This is a genomic window from Micromonospora craniellae, from assembly GCF_014764405.1.
GTDB lineage: Bacteria > Actinomycetota > Actinomycetes > Mycobacteriales > Micromonosporaceae > Micromonospora > Micromonospora craniellae.
Genome location: NZ_CP061725.1, coordinates 1373362 through 1389274, shown reverse-complemented (window position 1 = coordinate 1389274; position 15913 = coordinate 1373362). Strand labels below are relative to the sequence as shown.

General features: G+C 72.8%; 19 protein-coding genes and 1 pseudogene. 13 read left to right on the top strand and 7 right to left on the bottom strand.

Going from position 1 to position 15913, the window contains the following annotated elements; translation table 11 throughout:
• The first annotated feature begins 93 nt into the window (after nucleotides 1-93).
• The 5 genes from ID554_RS06310 to ID554_RS06290 all read left to right on the top strand — a co-directional run bounded on the left by ID554_RS06310 (nucleotide 94) and on the right by ID554_RS06290 (nucleotide 4058).
• The gene (locus ID554_RS06310) at nucleotides 94-1332 is read left to right on the top strand and encodes a sensor histidine kinase (protein ID WP_117228973.1); all 1239 of its coding nucleotides are present in this window, start codon (nucleotides 94-96) and stop codon (nucleotides 1330-1332) included.
• Complete coding sequence (locus ID554_RS06305) at nucleotides 1308-2024, top strand: response regulator (protein WP_396888537.1); 717 nt, start codon at nucleotides 1308-1310, stop codon at nucleotides 2022-2024. The genes ID554_RS06310 and ID554_RS06305 overlap by 25 nt, the downstream gene beginning before the upstream one ends.
• A gap of 138 nt (nucleotides 2025-2162) precedes the next feature.
• Nucleotides 2163-2696, top strand: a complete 534-nt coding sequence (locus ID554_RS06300; protein ID WP_117228974.1) for a hypothetical protein — start codon at nucleotides 2163-2165, stop codon at nucleotides 2694-2696.
• Nucleotides 2697-2944: 248 nt separating this feature from the next.
• The gene (locus tag ID554_RS06295; RefSeq protein ID WP_117228975.1) at nucleotides 2945-3574 is read left to right on the top strand and encodes a DUF6642 family protein; all 630 of its coding nucleotides are present in this window, start codon (nucleotides 2945-2947) and stop codon (nucleotides 3572-3574) included.
• A 19-nt stretch (nucleotides 3575-3593) separates the two neighbouring features.
• Nucleotides 3594-4058, top strand: a complete 465-nt coding sequence (locus ID554_RS06290) for a PPOX class F420-dependent oxidoreductase (protein WP_117228976.1) — start codon at nucleotides 3594-3596, stop codon at nucleotides 4056-4058.
• A gap of 77 nt (nucleotides 4059-4135) precedes the next feature.
• Here the strand turns inward: ID554_RS06290 and ID554_RS06285 are convergent, their stop codons facing one another.
• Nucleotides 4136-4777: an NAD(P)-dependent oxidoreductase gene (locus ID554_RS06285; protein ID WP_117229039.1), complete on the bottom strand. Its 642-nt coding sequence runs from the start codon at nucleotides 4775-4777 to the stop codon at nucleotides 4136-4138.
• A gap of 76 nt (nucleotides 4778-4853) precedes the next feature.
• A complete protein-coding gene (locus tag ID554_RS06280; RefSeq protein ID WP_117229040.1) occupies nucleotides 4854-6086 on the bottom strand; it encodes a serine hydrolase domain-containing protein in 1233 nt (410 codons plus the stop codon).
• A 74-nt stretch (nucleotides 6087-6160) separates the two neighbouring features.
• Here ID554_RS06280 and ID554_RS06275 point away from each other — a divergent pair, with 74 nt between their 5' ends.
• From ID554_RS06275 to ID554_RS06265, 3 genes are all read left to right on the top strand, one after another.
• A complete protein-coding gene (locus ID554_RS06275; protein ID WP_117228977.1) occupies nucleotides 6161-6757 on the top strand; it encodes a pentapeptide repeat-containing protein in 597 nt (198 codons plus the stop codon).
• A 128-nt stretch (nucleotides 6758-6885) separates the two neighbouring features.
• Nucleotides 6886-7230 carry a hypothetical protein gene (locus ID554_RS06270; RefSeq protein ID WP_117228978.1) on the top strand — a complete coding sequence of 115 codons (345 nt, stop codon included), beginning with the start codon at nucleotides 6886-6888 and terminating at the stop codon, nucleotides 7228-7230.
• A gap of 319 nt (nucleotides 7231-7549) precedes the next feature.
• A complete protein-coding gene (locus ID554_RS06265; RefSeq protein ID WP_117228979.1) occupies nucleotides 7550-7831 on the top strand; it encodes an adhesin in 282 nt (93 codons plus the stop codon).
• A gap of 8 nt (nucleotides 7832-7839) precedes the next feature.
• Here ID554_RS06265 and ID554_RS06260 read toward each other — a convergent pair whose 3' ends face one another.
• Nucleotides 7840-8913 carry a beta family protein gene (locus tag ID554_RS06260; protein WP_117228980.1) on the bottom strand — a complete coding sequence of 358 codons (1074 nt, stop codon included), beginning with the start codon at nucleotides 8911-8913 and terminating at the stop codon, nucleotides 7840-7842.
• A 92-nt stretch (nucleotides 8914-9005) separates the two neighbouring features.
• On the opposite strand from ID554_RS06260, the gene ID554_RS06255 reads away from it, so the two are divergent.
• Entirely contained in the window at nucleotides 9006-9896 is an 891-nt protein-coding gene (locus ID554_RS06255) for a sulfotransferase domain-containing protein (RefSeq protein ID WP_117228981.1), read from the top strand.
• Between the two features lie 107 nt (nucleotides 9897-10003).
• Here the strand turns inward: ID554_RS06255 and ID554_RS06250 are convergent, their stop codons facing one another.
• The 3 genes from ID554_RS06250 to ID554_RS06240 all read right to left on the bottom strand — a co-directional run bounded on the left by ID554_RS06250 (nucleotide 10004) and on the right by ID554_RS06240 (nucleotide 12582).
• A complete protein-coding gene (locus ID554_RS06250) occupies nucleotides 10004-10537 on the bottom strand; it encodes a PepSY domain-containing protein (RefSeq protein ID WP_117228982.1) in 534 nt (177 codons plus the stop codon).
• An 81-nt stretch (nucleotides 10538-10618) separates the two neighbouring features.
• Nucleotides 10619-11890, bottom strand: coding sequence for a sensor histidine kinase (locus tag ID554_RS06245; protein WP_117228983.1), 1272 nt, complete (start codon nucleotides 11888-11890; stop codon nucleotides 10619-10621).
• Nucleotides 11887-12582, bottom strand: a complete 696-nt coding sequence (locus ID554_RS06240) for a response regulator transcription factor (protein ID WP_117228984.1) — start codon at nucleotides 12580-12582, stop codon at nucleotides 11887-11889. Before ID554_RS06240 ends, ID554_RS06245 begins: the two co-directional genes overlap by 4 nt.
• Nucleotides 12583-12685: 103 nt before the next feature.
• On the opposite strand from ID554_RS06240, the gene ID554_RS06235 reads away from it, so the two are divergent.
• The 4 genes and pseudogenes from ID554_RS06235 to ID554_RS32945 all read left to right on the top strand — a co-directional run.
• Nucleotides 12686-13168, top strand: coding sequence for a septum formation initiator (locus ID554_RS06235; protein ID WP_117228985.1), 483 nt, complete (start codon nucleotides 12686-12688; stop codon nucleotides 13166-13168).
• 210 nt (nucleotides 13169-13378) lie between these two features.
• On the top strand, nucleotides 13379-13786 hold the full coding sequence (locus tag ID554_RS06230) for a hypothetical protein (protein ID WP_117228986.1): 408 nt from the start codon (nucleotides 13379-13381) through the stop codon (nucleotides 13784-13786).
• 258 nt (nucleotides 13787-14044) lie between these two features.
• Complete coding sequence (locus ID554_RS06225; protein WP_117228987.1) at nucleotides 14045-14437, top strand: cupin domain-containing protein; 393 nt, start codon at nucleotides 14045-14047, stop codon at nucleotides 14435-14437.
• 8 nt (nucleotides 14438-14445) lie between these two features.
• Nucleotides 14446-14655: pseudogene (locus ID554_RS32945) on the top strand (hypothetical protein); the annotation flags it as partial.
• Between the two features lie 11 nt (nucleotides 14656-14666).
• Here the strand turns inward: ID554_RS32945 and ID554_RS06220 are convergent.
• Nucleotides 14667-15860 (bottom strand): threonine synthase, encoded by a 1194-nt coding sequence (locus ID554_RS06220; protein ID WP_117228988.1) that lies wholly within the window; start codon nucleotides 15858-15860, stop codon nucleotides 14667-14669.
• Between the last annotated feature and the right edge of the window lie 53 nt (nucleotides 15861-15913).

Genomic DNA, 15913 nt, shown 5'->3' with positions numbered 1-15913 from the left:
CCGGCGGTCGACACCCGGCTAGACCAAGGTCGATGCCGAAGGACCGACTTTGGTAGCTGGTCCGAGCCACGGCGGCTGCCTACCATTACGGCTGTGACCAGCCCTGTCGTCCCCGAACACCCGTGGCTGCTGCCCGGGGCGCTCGGCGCGACCGACCGTCGCCCCCGGCGCACCATGCGGGACTGGCTGATCGACAGCACCTGCTTCCTGGTCTCGCTCGGCTGGGTGGTGCTGGCCACGTTCGACGCCCTCACGCCGGCCCCGATCCTCGCCGAGCGGCTGCCGTACGGCTGGATGATCGTCGCGGACGCGGTCCTCGGCCTGGCCTGTACGGCGGCGCTCTGGTGGCGTCGCCGCTGGCCGTTGGGGCTGGCGCTGGTGACGTTGCCGCTGACGATGTTCTCGGTCACCTCCATCGCCGCGCTGCTGATCATCTACTTCACCGTGGTGGTGCACCGGCGGACCGCGGTGGCGCTGGCGGTCACCGCAGGCGGGCTCGTCACCAACATGTTCTTCGCCCTGTTCCGGCCCGACCCCAACAGCAGCTACTGGCCCGCGACCATCTGGGGGGTGGTGATCACCCTGCTGGTGATGGCCTGGGCGATGTTCGTGCGGGCGCGCCGGCAACTGGTGCTGTCGCTGCGCGAACGCGCCGAACGGGCAGAGGCCGAGCAGCAGCTTCGGGTGGCCCAGGCCCGGCAGTTGGAGCGCACCCGCATCGCCCGCGAGATGCACGACGTGCTGGCCCACCGGATCTCCCTGCTCAGCCTGCACGCCGGTGCGCTGGAGTTCCGGCCCGACGCCGCGCCGGAGGAGGTCTCCCGGGCCGCCGGGGTGATCCGGGGCAGCGCGCACGCCGCATTGCAGGACCTGCGTGAGGTGATCGGCGTGCTGCGGGCCGACGCGTCCCTCACCGCCGAGCCGGAGCGCCCGCAACCCACCCTCGACGACCTGCCCGCGCTGGTCGCCGAGTCCCGGGCCGCCGGCACCCGGGTGGACCTGCGGGACCGGGTCAGCGCGCCGGAACGGCTGCCTGCCGGGCTGGGCCGCAGCGTCTACCGCATCGTGCAGGAGGGCCTGACCAACGCCCGCAAGCACGCCGGTGGCGCGGCCGTCACGGTCGGGCTCAGCGGAGGCCCCGGCGACGGGCTGGCCGTGGAGATCCGCAACCGGTGGCCGGTGGGTGAGGCCGAGGCGCCGATCCCGGGTACCGGCACCGGTCTGGTCGGTGTCGCCGAGCGGGTCACCCTGGCGGGCGGGCGGCTGGAGCACGGCCGCGACTCCAGCGGCGACTTCCGGCTCGCCGCCTGGCTGCCCTGGCCGGCGTCGTGACCGGCCCGGTGCAGGTGCCGCCGGTGGCGGGGCCACGTCGGATCCGGGTCCTGATCGTGGACGACGACGCCCTGGTGCGCGCCGGGCTGTCGATGATCCTCGGCGGTACGCCCGACCTGGAGGTGGTCGGCGAGGCGGCGGACGGCGGCGAGGTGGTCCAGGCGGTCGTCACCTGCCGGCCGGACGTGGTGCTGATGGACATCCGGATGCCGAGGGTGGACGGGCTGGCCGCCACCGAGGCGCTGCGGGCGCTGCCCCGACCACCGGAGGTGCTGGTGCTGACCACCTTCGACGCCGACGAGCACGTGCTGCGAGCGTTGCGCGCCGGCGCCGGGGGATTCCTGCTGAAGGACACTCCGCCCGTGGAGATCGTGCAGGCGGTACGCCGGGTGGCGGCCGGCGAGGCGACCCTGTCGCCGACGGTCACCCGGACCCTCATCGCGCACGTCACCGTGGGCACCGCCAGCGATCCGCGACAGGACCGGGCCACCCGGCTGCTCGGCGGGCTCACCGAACGGGAACGCGCGGTGGCGATGGCCATCGGCCAGGGGCTTACCAACGCCGAGATCGCCACCGAGCTGTTCATGAGCGTCGCCACCGTCAAGGCGTACGTCTCGCGGTTGCTGACCCGGCTCGGCCTCAACAACCGGGTGCAGGTGGCGCTTCTCGTGCACGACGCCGGGCTGGTCTGACCGGGGGCCGCCGGGCCTGGTCGCGCCGCCGGCGAACGGTGCACCGACGGGGTTTGAACTTTCCCGCGCGCCAGGCCGTATGAATGCATGAGGTGCGGTGCTCAGGCGCATCGCCACCGGAGCTGCGGGAGGCCTGCCGTGCGAGTTGATGGTCAGTCGACGGATCCCATCGATCAGATCCTGGGCGAGTTGCCGGTCCCGACGCCGTTGACACCCGAGGATGTCCGCCTGGCGGTACGGGCGGTGGTAGTGCACGCGGCGGAGGAATGGCCCACGGGGGCCCTCTGCCGCAACGACGGCGCGAGGTTCCCCTGCCGGCTGCATCGCTGGGGCCGGAAGGTGCTGCTCGACCACGGACTCAACGAACGGCAGCTCGATGCCCTCATCCGGCACGGCAACCCGTTCGTTCACGTACCGTTCCCGTTCCTGGTGAACGGGCCGCAACAGGGCCGTACCCCGGTCGCCCGTCCGGCGGGTGCCGAGCGGTCCGCCGGTTATCCGGGACGCGCCGACCGGGCGGCCGGATATCCGCCGCGTACCGAACGTGCCGGTCACCCGGCGCGAGGCCCGGTCCCGAGGGTGACCGCTCCGGCGGCCCGCGCCGGTGTCCGGACCCCCGGCCGGCCGGTGGCACCCCCCGCCACCGCGCCGCGCTGGCCGCGGGCGAGCTGAGCGGGCTCGTCCGCCGGTACGACGCCGGCCCGGGGCGTACGGGCATCCCCCCCCGCCCACGCCCGGGCCGGCGTCGCGCCCCGGAATCAGTCCGTTTCGAGAGAAACGAGCATTTGTTCCGGCCTTGCCGCAGAGCCGTCGGACCGGCCGTCGTGGTACGGAAAGCCGCAGGTGACCGCAGTACGGGTGATGTCGCCGAGCCGAGTCGGCCCGGTAACCTCAGCGCCGGGCGACGACTGGGGGCGGGTGTGGCGCGCGGAGGCATCTTCTGCATCGAGGGCCAGTGGCACCGGGACCTCAACGAGCGGGGATCGGTGCTGCCCACCCTCGAACTGCTCGAACGGCTGGGCAAGGTCCGCTTCATCCACAAGGACGCGGCCACCCGGGACGAGCTGTTCTACTTCGTCGACCGCTGGCTGCTCAAGCAGTACGCCGACCACCGGCTGGGCTTCTTCGCGATGCACGGCGAGCCGAACCGGCTGTGCCTGACCGACTGGCAGTCGGTCGAGCTGACCGAGGTGGCGGAGTTGATGGCCGGCCGCTGCGAGGGACGCCGGCTCTACTTCGGCAGCTGTTCGGTGCTGCGCGCCCCCGAGCCGGTGCTGCGGGAGTTCCTTGAGGTGACCGGCGCGGCGTTGATCTGCGGATTCACCCGCGAGGTGGACTGGGTCGAGTCGGCGGCGTTCGAGACGGTCCTGCTCGACGTGCTGGCCAACGGTCGGCGGCACAACGCCGCCGAGCTACGGATGGGCTCGGCGCACTGGGCGCCGCTGGCCTCGTACCTGGGCTTCCGGGTGATCTACGCCAACGGCCGCGCCTGGCGGCCCTCGTCGCGTCCCCGGGTGCCCCGCCAGCCGTCCGCAGGCCGGATCGGCTGACGGCTGGTACAAACGAACGATGCCACGCCCGATCGCTCGCAACACCCGGGTCGCCCGCGACGACCTGCTCGCCTTCGTCCGAACCCGGCACCGGGTGGTGCTGATGACCACCCGCCCGGACGGCCGTCCGCAGTCCTCGCCGGTCAGCGCCGGAGTGGACGCCGACGGCCGACTGGTGATCTCCACCTATCCGGAACGCGCGAAGGTCACCAACATCCGCCGGGACCCACGGGTGTCGGCGTGCGTACTCTCCGAGGACTGGAACGGGCCGTGGGTGCAGCTCGACGGCACCGCCGAGGTGCTCGACCTGCCCGACGCCCTGGAACCGCTGGTGGAGTACTTCCGCAGCATCTCCGGGGAACATCCGGACTGGGACGAGTACCGGGAGGCGATGACGCGCCAGGGCAAATCGCTGATCCGGGTGACCATCACCTCGTGGGGGCCGGTGGCCACCGGCGGCTTCCCGGCCCGCCTGGCCGACTGACGATCGCTCCATTGACACCTGCAACCGCTCCAGGCTGATGTTCTTTCGCGATGGTTTGCGCTGGCGATGCCGAGGAATCAGTATGCGGCAGTGAAGCGCATGTTCCGGAATCGTGGGCTTTCGATCTCGTCGACCACCACGACCGCCAGATCCTCGCAACTGAGAACGCTGCGACCGTCGTCGTCGGTCACCGGTCGGTCGGTGCCGGTGCGGTAGCGGCCGGTGCGCTCGCCCGGGTGGAACTCCAGCGGTGGCGGGGAGAGATAGGTCCAGGTGACACCGTCGGCAGCGGAGCGGTAGACGTCCAAAGCGTCGGACTGGCCCAGCGCGGCCTCCCGGTACTCGGCGGGGAAGCCGGGCTCGTCGAGCAACCGCGTCCCGGACGGGGTGAGCAGGGTGGAACCGCCACCGACATGGATCACGCGGGGCGCGGCCGGCATCCCGCTCAGCACATCGAGCAGGGTCCGGGCCGCGTCGGGCCACAGCGTGCGGTCGCCGCCGCCGATCGCCACCACCAGCGCGTCGGCGTCCGGCGCCAACTCGCGTACGCTGCGCTCGCTGGTGGCGTCCCCGGTGACCACCCGCACGCCCGGCGGCAGGTACGAGGTGGCCTCCGGCCGGCGTACCGCTGCCACCACCCGATGTCCCCGGTCGAACGCCTCGACGGCGATGCGGGAACCCGCGGTGCCGCCCGCCCCGAACACGACGATGTCGCTCACCACCCCAGGCTATGGACCGGGCCCCGGGCACGTCGGCGGAACGGCGATCCTTCAGCCCACCGGTGCGGATCGACCTTCAGTCCATCAGCGCGGAATAGACGAGCTGCCGGAGCTGCGAGCGCAGCGGCCAGGTGCTCGACGGCATGAGCTGGGTGAAGAGCAGGGCGGTGAGTTCCTCCGCCGGGTCGACCCAGAACGCCGTGCTGGCCACCCCGCCCCAGTAGTACTCGCCGACGCTGCTCGGCAGCCGGCTCGGCACCGGATCGTCCACCACCGCGAAGCCGAGACCGAACCCGATGCCGTCCAGCGTCGTCTCGGCGAACCCACCCGTCGACAGCGTGCCCAGGTCCCCGCCGCCGGGCAGGTGGTTGCGGGTCATCAGGCGGACCGTGCGGGGGCCGAGCAGGCGTACCCCGTCGAGTTCGCCGCCGCGCAGCAGCATCTGGGTGAACCGGTGGTAGTCGGCGGCCGACGAGATCAGGCCACCGCCGCCGGAGAGCAACGTCGGCTTCGCGTACGCCAGGTCGCCGAGCCGGTCATGGCGTACCGCCCGACCGGTGGCCGGGTCCGGCACGTACAACGCGGCCAGCCGCTCGACGTCCGCCCCCTCCACGTGCCACCGGGTGTCGATCATGCCCAGCGGGTGCAGGATCCACTCGCGCAGGAACGTGTCCAGGCTCTGCCCGGAGACCACCTCGACCAGCCGGCCGAGCACGTCGGTGGCGACCGAGTAGCCCCACGCGGTGCCGGGCTGGAACAGCAGCGGCAGCTCACCGAAGACCCGGCAGGCCCCGGCCAGGTCCACGTCCGACGGCGGGTACAGGTCGTACCCGGCGGCCCGGTACAGGCCGTCGACCACCGAGGTCTGCATGAAGCCGTACGTCAGCCCGGAGGTGTGACTGAGCAGGTGCCAGACCCGGATCGGCTCGACCGCCGGCACGGTGTACGGCTTGAGCGTCGAGCCCTTCGAATAGACCCGCATGTCGGCGAACTCGGGCAGCCAGCGGCCGATCTCGTCGGTGAGCTCGAAGCGGCCCTCCTCCCAGAGCATCATCGCCGCCACCGAGGTGATCGGCTTGGACATGGAGTAGATCCGCCAGAGCGTGTCCGCCTCGACCGGCGTACCGGCCTCGCGGTCCCGCAGCCCGTACGTCGCGCTGTGCGCGATCTCGCCGCGCCGGGTGACCAGAACCTGGAACCCGGCGAGCCGGCCGTCGTCGACGTACCGGCCGAAGTGCGTGTCGATCCGGGCCAGCCGAGTCGGGTCGAGACCGACCTGGGCCGGCTCGATGCTGCGTGCCATGTTCATCAGACCGAACTTACCGGCCGGTACGAGGGCCGGGAAGCGGAAGGTTGTCGGTGTCACTGGTTACGCTCCGCCTCATGCCGGAGCCGATCGAGGGCGTCACCTTCCACGACGAGGACTGGTACGCCGAGGAGTTGACCGAGCGGCACTTCGTCGGCTGCACCTTCCACCGGGTCGACCGGACCGAGGCGACCAGCCGGGGTGCCGTCTTCGACGGCTGCACCTTCGGCGACGTGCTGTTCAACGTCTCCCGGCACGTCGATGCGGCCTTCATGCGCTGCGTGTTCACCCGCTGCAACCTGTTCGAGGCCGAGTTCACCGGCTGCAAGCTGGTGGGCAGCAGCTTCGACCGGTGCGACCTGCGTCCGCTGACCGTCGACGGCGGCGACTGGTCGTTCGTCACGCTCGCCGGGGCCGACCTGCGCGGTGCGCGCCTCACCGGCGTACGCATGCGGGAGGCCGACCTGTCCGGTGCCGACCTGACCGGCGCGACCGTGAGCGGGGCCGACCTGTCCGACGTGCAGTGGCGTGGGGCCCGGCTGTCCGGCGCGGACCTGCGCGGCAGTGACCTCTCCGGGCTGGATCCGACCGCCGTGCGGCGCTCCGGCGCGATCGTCGACGCGGTACAGGCCGTGACGATGGTCCGCGCCCTCGGTTTCGAGGTCCTCGGCTGAGCCGTTCCCGGACCCCGCAGCGCCGCGCACCGCCGCCCGCCGTCGGGCAGTTTGTCCGTCGGGCCTCCTCCACCGGACCGTACCGTCCTGCTGTCCGGGTACGACCGTCCTGTGTGGAGGCCAGGCCGATGAACAGCAGCAGTACTCTCCGTCCGTCCCCGCCCGCCGACGAGTCGACCGGAACGGCGTTGCGGGAGATCCCGCTGCCGCCGTACGTGACCGCCGAGGATGCCCAGTTCGCCGTCCGTGCCGTCGTGGTGCACGCGCCCCGGAGATGGTCCGGCGGCACGGTCTGCCGCAACGACGCCAGCCCGCATCCGTGCCGGCTGCACCGCTGGGGCACCCGTGTCCTGGCGCTGCGCGGCCTGCGTGACGCCGAGATCGCCGCGCTCATCGAACGCGGCGACCCCGCCGCTCCCGTCCCCACGCCCCCGGACGCAAGGAGGGGGCCCTTCCTAACGCCTGGTGTATAGGAAGGGCCCCCTCCAAACACTGCCGCCGGGGCGACCTCGACGCGTACCCGTTCCGGCGGCACTCACACCGCCCACACCGATCGACGGACGTCTACTTGACGGATCTCCTCGTAGCGGGCACCGTGGGCAGTGGAGGGGCCTTGAGCTGCCCCGATGCGGCGGTAGGCGACCGCCGCCCGGCGAGCCGCGCCGGGTGTGGTCGGCCTCGCAAGGCCGCCACATCCGTACCCGGTGTGCGGGCCGATCCCCGGCCCGCTCGCGGCTTGGCCGGCAGTGTGCCTCCGGCGCCGGGAGTCGAGAACCCACGAGGAGCCCTACCATGCTCACGATGACCGACAATGCCGTCCTGGTGATCCGTGACCTCGCCAACCAGCAGGACGTGGCCGACGGCGGTGGGGTACGCATCGCCGCGGACACCATGGCCGGATCGCTCACCGTCGAGTTGGTCGCCGCACCGGTCGAGGGCGACCATGTGGTCGACAACCAGGGCGCCCGGATCTTCCTCGACTCCGACGCCGCCGACCTGCTCGGTGACGCCTCGGTCGACGCCAGCGTCGACGACGAGGGCGTGGTGCAGTTCGGGTTCACCGAGAAGCCGTAGCCCTCGGCTCAGCCCACGCGTCGGTTCTGCCCACCACGAGGCCGCGCGGGCGGGACGGCGCCCTGGGGCCGGGCCCCACCGCCGCTGGTACGCACCAGCGTGGCCAGCACGTGCGCCAGGTGGTGCGAGGTGCTCCAGGCCACCCAGTTCGTCGCCGATCCGGCTCCGGCGGCCCGGCGCGCCCGGCGCACGATCTCGTGGTCGCCCCAGGAGAAGCCGGCACCCGTCGACGGCCAGTGCGGCGCGGACACCAGTTCGCGGCACAGGTCGGCGACCCGCTCGTCGCCGCGCCGCCCGCGACGGGACCACCGGTAGAGCCACCAGGCGTCCGTGTCGGTGTAGCGGAGGGTGGGCAACCGGTCGACCGGCTCCGTCCCCGGAGCGGCGGAGGCGACACCGTAGTCACCGAAACCGACACCGAGGTCCGCCAGCCGTCGCCAGAGCAGCCAGTCCCAGCGGTCCAGCCGGACCGGTTCGTCGGTGGGCAGCCGGGCCAACGCCGGTGGCATCCCGCCGGCCACCACGCTGACCGAGCGCCAGGCGTGCCGCCGAGCCCAGTCCCGCGCCCGGCGTACCCGGGGCTCGGTCGTGCGTACGTCCGCCGGGCAGCACACGTCACCGCAGTCGAGCATCAGGTCGCACTGCTCGGGGGCCAGTCGCGCGTACCGCCAGATCCGTTCCACGGCGGTGGTGGCGGCGTCGGGGCCGGCCCGGTCCAGGCGGATCCGCAGTCGCACCACGGCCCGGCCGCAGTACGCCCGCGCGGTCACGCCGTGGGTCGCCAACCGCTGCTCACCGTCGGCCGGACCGATCACCGGCACCAGCGGTACGCCCCACCGGAGCGGTTCGGCGCCGGCCGGATCGGGAAGTGCGCCGACGTCGACGGCCGGAACCAGCCCCGGCGGCAACCGGCTCACGGCTTCCACGATGGACCTGTCGAGTTCGGACACGTGCAGGATCGGGGCGATCAGCGGGGCGAGGGCGTCGTCGAGGTGGCCGAGCGCGTCCAGTTCCCCTCGCCGTGCGGCGAGAACGGGACGGTAGACCGGTTCCGTCGCCCAGCCCCTGTGGGCGGGCACCATAATTAAATGTAGCCAGGTGATTACCCAGCTCACAGGGCATGCAGCCGGAAATTCGGCAGAACACTGTCAGCTCCGCGACTATTGTCGCGGGAATGCCCGGATCGCTTGCCAGGTATCGCTCCGCCGATGAGGACAGCGCCCGGTGGCGGGACTTCGTCTTCCGCCCCGGTGACATCGTGATCAGCACCCGCTCCAAGAGCGGCACGACGTGGATGCAGATGATCTGCGCACTGCTGGTGCTGCGGACGCCGGACCTGCCGGCCCCGCTGTCGGAGCTGTCGCCCTGGCTGGACTGGCTGGTCGAGCCGACGGAGTCGGTGTACCGCCGGCTGGCCGCGCAGTCGCACCGCCGTTTCGTCAAGACGCACACCCCGCTGGACGGCGTACCGGCCGATCCACGGGTGCACTACGTGGTGGTGGCCCGCCACCCGCTGGACCTGGCGGTCTCCCTGCACCATCAGGGCGCGAACCTGGACCGTGCCCGCCTGGCCGAGCTGACCGGCAACCCGGCGTCCCCGCCACCGGTGGCCGAGCCGTCCCCACCGCCGGTCGAGCAGGCGCTCGTACGCTGGGTCGACGCGGATCCGGACCCTCGGGTCGAGCTGGACTCCCTGCCCGGGGTCATGGCGCACCTGCGGGACGTCTGGGCACGTCGGCGCCGGCCCAACGTCCATCTGGTCCACTACGACGACCTCACCGCCGACCTGGCCGGGCAGATGGGCCGGCTCGCCGAGCGGATGGGGCTCGAACCGCCCGGTCCGGAGCTGGTCGAGGCCGCCACGTTCGACCGGATGCGGGCGCGCGCCGACCGCCTCGCTCCCGACCCGGCGGGGGTGTTCAAGGACCGGCGGGCCTTCTTCCGCAGTGGCCGCTCCGGCCAGGGCAGCGCGCTGCTCGATGCCGAGACCCTGGCCCGCTACCACCGCCGGGCCGCCGCGTTGGCCCCGCCGGACCTGCTCGCCTGGCTGCACCGGGGCCGCTGAGCCGGGCCGGCCGGCGGTCCGGGGCGCGGGCCGGAACAGCGTGACACCCCGGGCGGCGGCTGCCGCTCCGGGGTGTCAATGGCCGTCACCGACCCGATGCCGACCGGTCAGTCGTCGTCCCGGTCGTCGTCATCGTCGTCATCGTCATCGTCATCGTCATCGCGGTCGTCGTCATCGCCGTCGTACCGCTCCTGCTCGGCCTTGATCACCTGGCCGGTCTCCCGGTCGACGTCGATCTCGTGCTCGATGTCGCCCTTGACGATCTCGACCTCCCAGACCGGGCGGTTGTTCTCCCGGTCCCGGTCGATTTCGGTGATCCGGCCGCCGCCCGCGTACGCCAGGGCGATCTCGCCGGCCCGCTCCCGGCTCACCTTGTCGGCGGTCTCCGGGGCGCCGGTGCCGGTCGGCGGAGCGGCCGTGCTGTGGTCGGCCGTCGGTGCCGCCGTGCCGGGGTCGGCCGACGGGGTGACGATGTCGAGAGTGCTCGGGACGCTCTCGTCCGGGGTGCCGGTCGCCGCCGTCAGCGTGGTCTGCCGCGCGCGGTCGTTGTCGGCCGCCGTGACGCCCAGGAAGATCCCGACCGCCGCGAGGACCGCCGCGGCGCCGCCGGCCGACGCCAGGATCAGGGGGTTGCGCTTCATCGGTGCCACCTCTCCTCGGTTGATGCACACAGCATCGGTCGGGGCGGGATAGCGGCGCGCTGTCCGAACACTAAGGTCGGGTTAAGAGCGACCGGCCCCCATATGCAGCACCACCTCGGCGCCGCCGCCGGGGCGCTCGCCCAGTTCCAGCCGGCCGCCGCTGGCCTGGGCGGCCCGGCGGGCGATGTCCAGCCCCAGGCCGGTCGACCCGGCCTGGCTGGCCCCGCGACGGACCGACTCGGCGGCGATGCCGGGGCCCTCGTCGGCCACCGTCAGCACCACCTGGTCGCCGTCGGGTACGAGCCGCACGGCGAAGGCGGTGCCGTCGGGGGTGTGCGCGAAGACGTTGCCGAGCAACGCGTCCACCGCCGCCTCCAACTCGTCGGCGGGGACGCCGACCGGCAGCGGGCCGGGTGCCAGGTCGAGGTCGACCGCCCGGCCGGTGTCCTCGGCCAGCACGGACCAGAAGGCCACCCGCTCGGTCACCGTCGCCACCGCGTCGGAGACCACCGCACCGTCGGCGGGCGTACGCCACCGGGCCTGCCTGATCAGCCCGGTCACCGCCCGTTCCAGCCCGTCCACCGCACCGGCGATCCGGGCGGCGTCCTGCGGGTCGGCCAGCGATTCGGCTTCCAGCCGCAGCGCGGTCAGCGGGGTCCGCAACCGGTGCGACAGATCGGCCACCTGCTCGCGTTCCTGCACCAGCAGTTCCTGGATCCGGCCGGCCAGGTGGTTGAGGGCACCGCCCACCTCGCGCAGCTCCGCCGGCCCGGACGGCTCGACGCGCGCGTCCAGTTCGGCGTTGGCCAGCCGGTGCGACACCGCCGACAGCTCGCCGATCGGACGGACCAGGGTGCGGGCCAGCCGGTCGGCCACGGCCAGCCCGATCAGTACCAGCAGCAGGCCGAGCAGGGACAGCACCAGCCAGGCCCGGTCCACCCCGCTGGTCAGCTCGGCGTTGGGCACGAAGGTGCGGATGACCGCGGTGCCCTCCGTACGGCCCTGGACCGCGATCACCACCTCGCGGCCCTCCGGCGTCTCGGCGGTCAGGCTCTGCCCCCGGGCGGCCAGCACGACGGCGGGCGTACGGGGGGCCGGTGAGCCGAGTTGGTTGCCGTCGGGCAGGAAGACGCTGACCGGTCGGCCGGACTGGACGAGTTGGTCGACGGTCAGCCGGACGGTCTCGGAGTCGGCGGTGCCGACCACCGGGGCGAGACCCTGCGCGTCGGCGGTGGCCCGTGCGGTCGCCCGGTCCTCGGCGGAGGTCCGCAGCAGCAGCGCCAGCGGCACCAGGAAGGCGATCACGATGAGCACGCTGACGGCGGCGACCAGCAGTGCCAGTCGCGCCCTCACCGCTGCACCTCGGGCGAGACCAGCCGGACCCCCACCCCGCGTACGGTGTGCAGGTAGCGAGGCTGCTGGGCGCTCTCGCCGAGTTTGCGACGCAGCCAGGACAGGTGCACGTCGACGGTCTTGTCCGCCCCGCCGTACGGGATCTGCCACACCTCGGTGAGCAGCTCGCGTTTGGTCACCACCTCGCCGACCCGGGTGGCCAGGTGCCGCAGCAGGTCGAACTCGCGCGGCGTCAGCTCGACCGGCGCGCCGTCCAGGCTGACCTGCCGCGCGCGGGGGTCGATCCGCAGCCCGCCGACGACCACGGTCGGATCCTCCTCGGCGGGTCCGCCCGGCCCGCGTCGCAGCACCGCGCGGACCCGCGCGTCGAGTTGGGCGGCGGTGAACGGCTTGACCACGTAGTCGTCGGCCCCGGCGTCGAGGACCCGGACGATCTCCGTCTCGTCGTCGCGGGCGGTGGCGACGATGACCGGTACCGCGCTGACCGCGCGCAGCATCCGCAGCAGTTCGCGGCCGTCCAGGTCGGGCAGCCCGAGGTCGATTACGACCAGGTCGGGGCGGTCTTCGAGCGCGTCGCGGAGCCCGGCCATCGCGGTCGACGCCGCCGCCACCGCGTGTCCCCGTTCGCGCAGCGCCCGCACCAGCGGGTTGCGGATGGTCAGGTCGTCCTCGATGAGCAGCAGGCGGGCCACAGCAGGCAGGGTATATCCGCCCGGGCCCGACCACGGCTTTCGTTAACCCTCCCTTAGTCTTCCCCGAAGGTCGCCGCAACCCGCGATCAGGGATAGTCGGGTGATGGGACGTCGCACGCTCCTCGCCGTCGCCGGGTGGTTGGCCACCGCGGTGGTCGCCACGCTGATCGGACTCGCCGCGATCCGGCTGGTGGGGGAGAGCCTCACCGGCACGCCAGGCGGCGTCCGCAGCCAGGAGGAGATCGCCCGCGAGTTGGCCGCGCCGCCCCGTACGGTCGGGACGACGAGCGGTACGCCGGGCCCGACCGGCTCACCGGAGCCGACGGGTACGCCGCCGGTGAGCCCCACGCCGGACGCGTCCCACCGGCGCAGCTTCTCCAACCCGGGCGGCAGCGTGGTGGCCGAGTGCGTGCCGGGCGGGGTGTGGCTGGCGTACTGGTCCCCGAAGCAGGGCTACTCGGTGGAGGACGTGGACCGGGGCCCGGACGACGACGCCGAGGTGAAGTTCGTCGGCCCGAGCGGCGAGCACGAGCTGTCGGTGCGGTGCCAGGCCGGCGTGCCGGTGTTGGATCTGGACGACGACTGACGACACACCGCACTGCCGGGGCTTCGTCGCAGGTCAGAGGCATGATCGAGATGTCGACTGTCCGTGATCGGACAGTCTGTCGGGTGGCTACCGACAGGGAACGCGACATACGTTCGAGGCACAAAGGGTGCTGATCGGTGCTGATCCTTCTTAGCCACCCGAATCAACTCAACACGCCTCGGCCACCGGGGCCGGCTGGAGAGGAGCACAATGTCCAGCGCGAGAGCCAGGAGCCAACGGGCGGCCCAGCCGGAGCCGGGAGAGGAGACCACGGCCCGCGCCGACGCCGCGCACACCACCTGCGGCGGCGCCGGCATGCCGTCCACGGCGAGGGTGCTGTTCGCAGTGGTCGCCGCCAACGGCGTCCTGGTCCGGGGGATGGGCGCGGCGACGGCCGACCGGTTGAGCACCGGGATGTACCAGGTGGTCTTCGACCAGGACGTGACCGCTGCCGGTTGCGTCGGCACGGTGGGGCTGTCGGGCAGTTCGGGGCTGGGGCCGTCCGGTCAGATCGCCGTCGCCGGGCGTACCGGCATCCCGAACGCGGTCTTCGTGACCACCTTCGACAGCGCCGGGGCCTCCGCCGACCGGCCGTTTCACCTGGCCGTGCTGGCGTAGCCCGTGCGGGCGCCGAGCGGAGCCGGGCACGAGCGCACGGCGCCGTTCGATCCGAGGACCCGAACGTCGCCGCGCTCAGCCGTCTCCCGCCACCGCAGCCCGTACGGCGGTACGTCAGCGGGGACCTGGCATGGCCGACCAGTGCCGGCCGGTCGTGTCGATCCCCGTTCGGAGCGTGTCCAAACCCTCGGATCGTGCCCAATTCCACTATCTGCAAGTCCCGGCGTGGGGTGGCGCGCAACGGGGTATGTGCCGGTCATGGAGCACTTCACTATTGCCACGGTCGCCGAGAAGAGCCCGGACTTCCGGCGCGTGCTGTGGACCGGGAAGCACACCCAACTGGTGATCATGACGATCCCGGCGGGCGGTGAGATCGGCGAGGAGGTCCACGAGGACATCGACCAGATCCTCACCTTCGTCAGCGGCACCGGCGAGGCCCGAGTGGCCGGCGAGAAGCGCGAGGTCGTGCAGGGCGACCTCGTGGTGGTGCCGGCCGGGACGAAGCACAACTTCGTCAACACCGGACCGAACCCGCTGGTGCTCTACACCGTCTACGGGCCGCCGGAGCATGCCGACCAGGCGGTGCACAAGACCAAGGAGGAGGCCGACGCGGCCGAGGCCGCGGGCGAGGACGAGCCGCCGACCTCCTGACCCGTCCCGCCGGCCCGGGCGTCCGGGCCGGCGTGATGTGGTCGAGGACCCGGGTACGCACACCGGATGGCGCAGCCGCCGATCTCCGACTACGCGTTTTGCTCAGCGAACAGATCGACCTGACCACCGGCGCGCAGCTCGGCAACACCCCGCCGGCGTTGTCGCACATCGGCCTGGTCAACGCCGCCTGGCGGTTGACCGACCCGTCCGCCGAGTGACCGGCCGGGCGTCAGGCGGGCAGCACCGGTACGCCGCTCACGTCCACGGTGTCCGGGTACTTCAGGCCAGCCCCGGTGTTGAGCACCACCACCCGCTCGCCCGCGCGGATCCAGCCACCGGCGCGCAACCTGCGGACGGCGGTCAGGCAGGCCGCCCCCTCCGGACAGAGCAGCAGACCCTCCCGGGCCGCGAAGTCCCGCAGGTCGGCGAGGAACTCGGCGTCGTCCACCGCGATCGCGGTCCCGGCGGTCGCGCGTAGCGCGGTCAGGATCAACTCGTCGCCGAGCGGCGCCGGCACCGTGATGCCGAACGCCACCGTGTGCGCGTCCGCCCACGGCTCCGCCCGGTCCGCACCGGCCGCGAACGCGCGCACGATCGGCGCGCAGCCGGTGGACTGCACCGCCACCAGCCGGGGCAACTTGTCCTCGACCCAGCCCAGCTCACTCAGCTCACCGAGCGCCTTGTGGATGCCGATCAGCCCCACCCCGCCACCGGTCGGGTAGACGATCACGTCGGGCACCTGCCAGCCCAACTGCTCGACGATCTCGTACCCCATCGTCTTCTTGCCTTCGAGCCGGTACGGCTCGCGCAGCGTACCGGCGTCGAAGACCGAACCGGCCGAGGCCGCGACGAGCGCGGCGACCTGGCGCCCGGCGTCGCCGATCAGCCCGTCGACCAGGCGCAGGTCCGCCCCGGCGGCCACGCACTCGCGGCGGCAGATGGTCGGTGCGGACAGCGGCATGGCGATCGTCGCACCCATCCCGGCGCGGGCCGCGTAGGTGGCCCAGGCGGCGCCCGCGTTGCCGTTGGTCGGCATGGCGATCCGCTGCACCCCCAACTCCCGGGCCCGGCTCACCCCCACCGCGGCGCCGCGCGCCTTGAACGAGCCGGTCGGGGTCAACCCCTCGTCCTTGACCAGCAACTCGTCGACACCGATCTCCGCACCGTACGCCGGGGCGCGCAGCATCGGCGTCCAGCCCTCACCGAGCGTGGTGACGTGGGCCGGTTCCGTCACCGGCAGCAGCTCCCGGTAGCGCCACAGGTCGGCCGGGCGCAGCCCGAACCGTTCCGGCTCGACAGTCCGCCGCACCGCCGCCAGGTCGTAGCGGGCCAGCAGCGGCGAGCCGCACCCGCAGAGGTTCTGCGGTACGCCGGCGTCGTGCTCGGTGCCGCAGCGCGGGCACTCCAGGTGGGTCAGGTGCACGTCGGGCCCTCTCAGCTCGCGTCGACGCTGCGCCGCGCCGGGCTGCGCCGTCC

Bases quoted from the DNA above. Each gene is read 5' to 3' on its own strand.
- ID554_RS06280 (WP_117229040.1), bottom strand. From the start codon at position 6,086: ATGAACATGGCACGCAGCATCGAGCCGGCCCAGGTCGGTCTCGACCCG.
- ID554_RS06275 (WP_117228977.1), top strand. From the start codon at position 6,161: ATGCCGGAGCCGATCGAGGGCGTCACCTTCCACGACGAGGACTGGTAC.
- ID554_RS06265 (WP_117228979.1), top strand. From the start codon at position 7,550: ATGCTCACGATGACCGACAATGCCGTCCTGGTGATCCGTGACCTCGCC.
- ID554_RS06230 (WP_117228986.1), top strand. From the start codon at position 13,379: ATGTCCAGCGCGAGAGCCAGGAGCCAACGGGCGGCCCAGCCGGAGCCG.
- ID554_RS06270 (WP_117228978.1), top strand. From the start codon at position 6,886: ATGAACAGCAGCAGTACTCTCCGTCCGTCCCCGCCCGCCGACGAGTCG.
- ID554_RS06290 (WP_117228976.1), top strand. From the start codon at position 3,594: ATGCCACGCCCGATCGCTCGCAACACCCGGGTCGCCCGCGACGACCTG.
- ID554_RS06225 (WP_117228987.1), top strand. From the start codon at position 14,045: ATGGAGCACTTCACTATTGCCACGGTCGCCGAGAAGAGCCCGGACTTC.
- ID554_RS06260 (WP_117228980.1), bottom strand. From the start codon at position 8,913: ATGGTGCCCGCCCACAGGGGCTGGGCGACGGAACCGGTCTACCGTCCC.
- ID554_RS06235 (WP_117228985.1), top strand. From the start codon at position 12,686: ATGGGACGTCGCACGCTCCTCGCCGTCGCCGGGTGGTTGGCCACCGCG.
- ID554_RS06255 (WP_117228981.1), top strand. From the start codon at position 9,006: ATGCCCGGATCGCTTGCCAGGTATCGCTCCGCCGATGAGGACAGCGCC.
- ID554_RS06250 (WP_117228982.1), bottom strand. From the start codon at position 10,537: ATGAAGCGCAACCCCCTGATCCTGGCGTCGGCCGGCGGCGCCGCGGCG.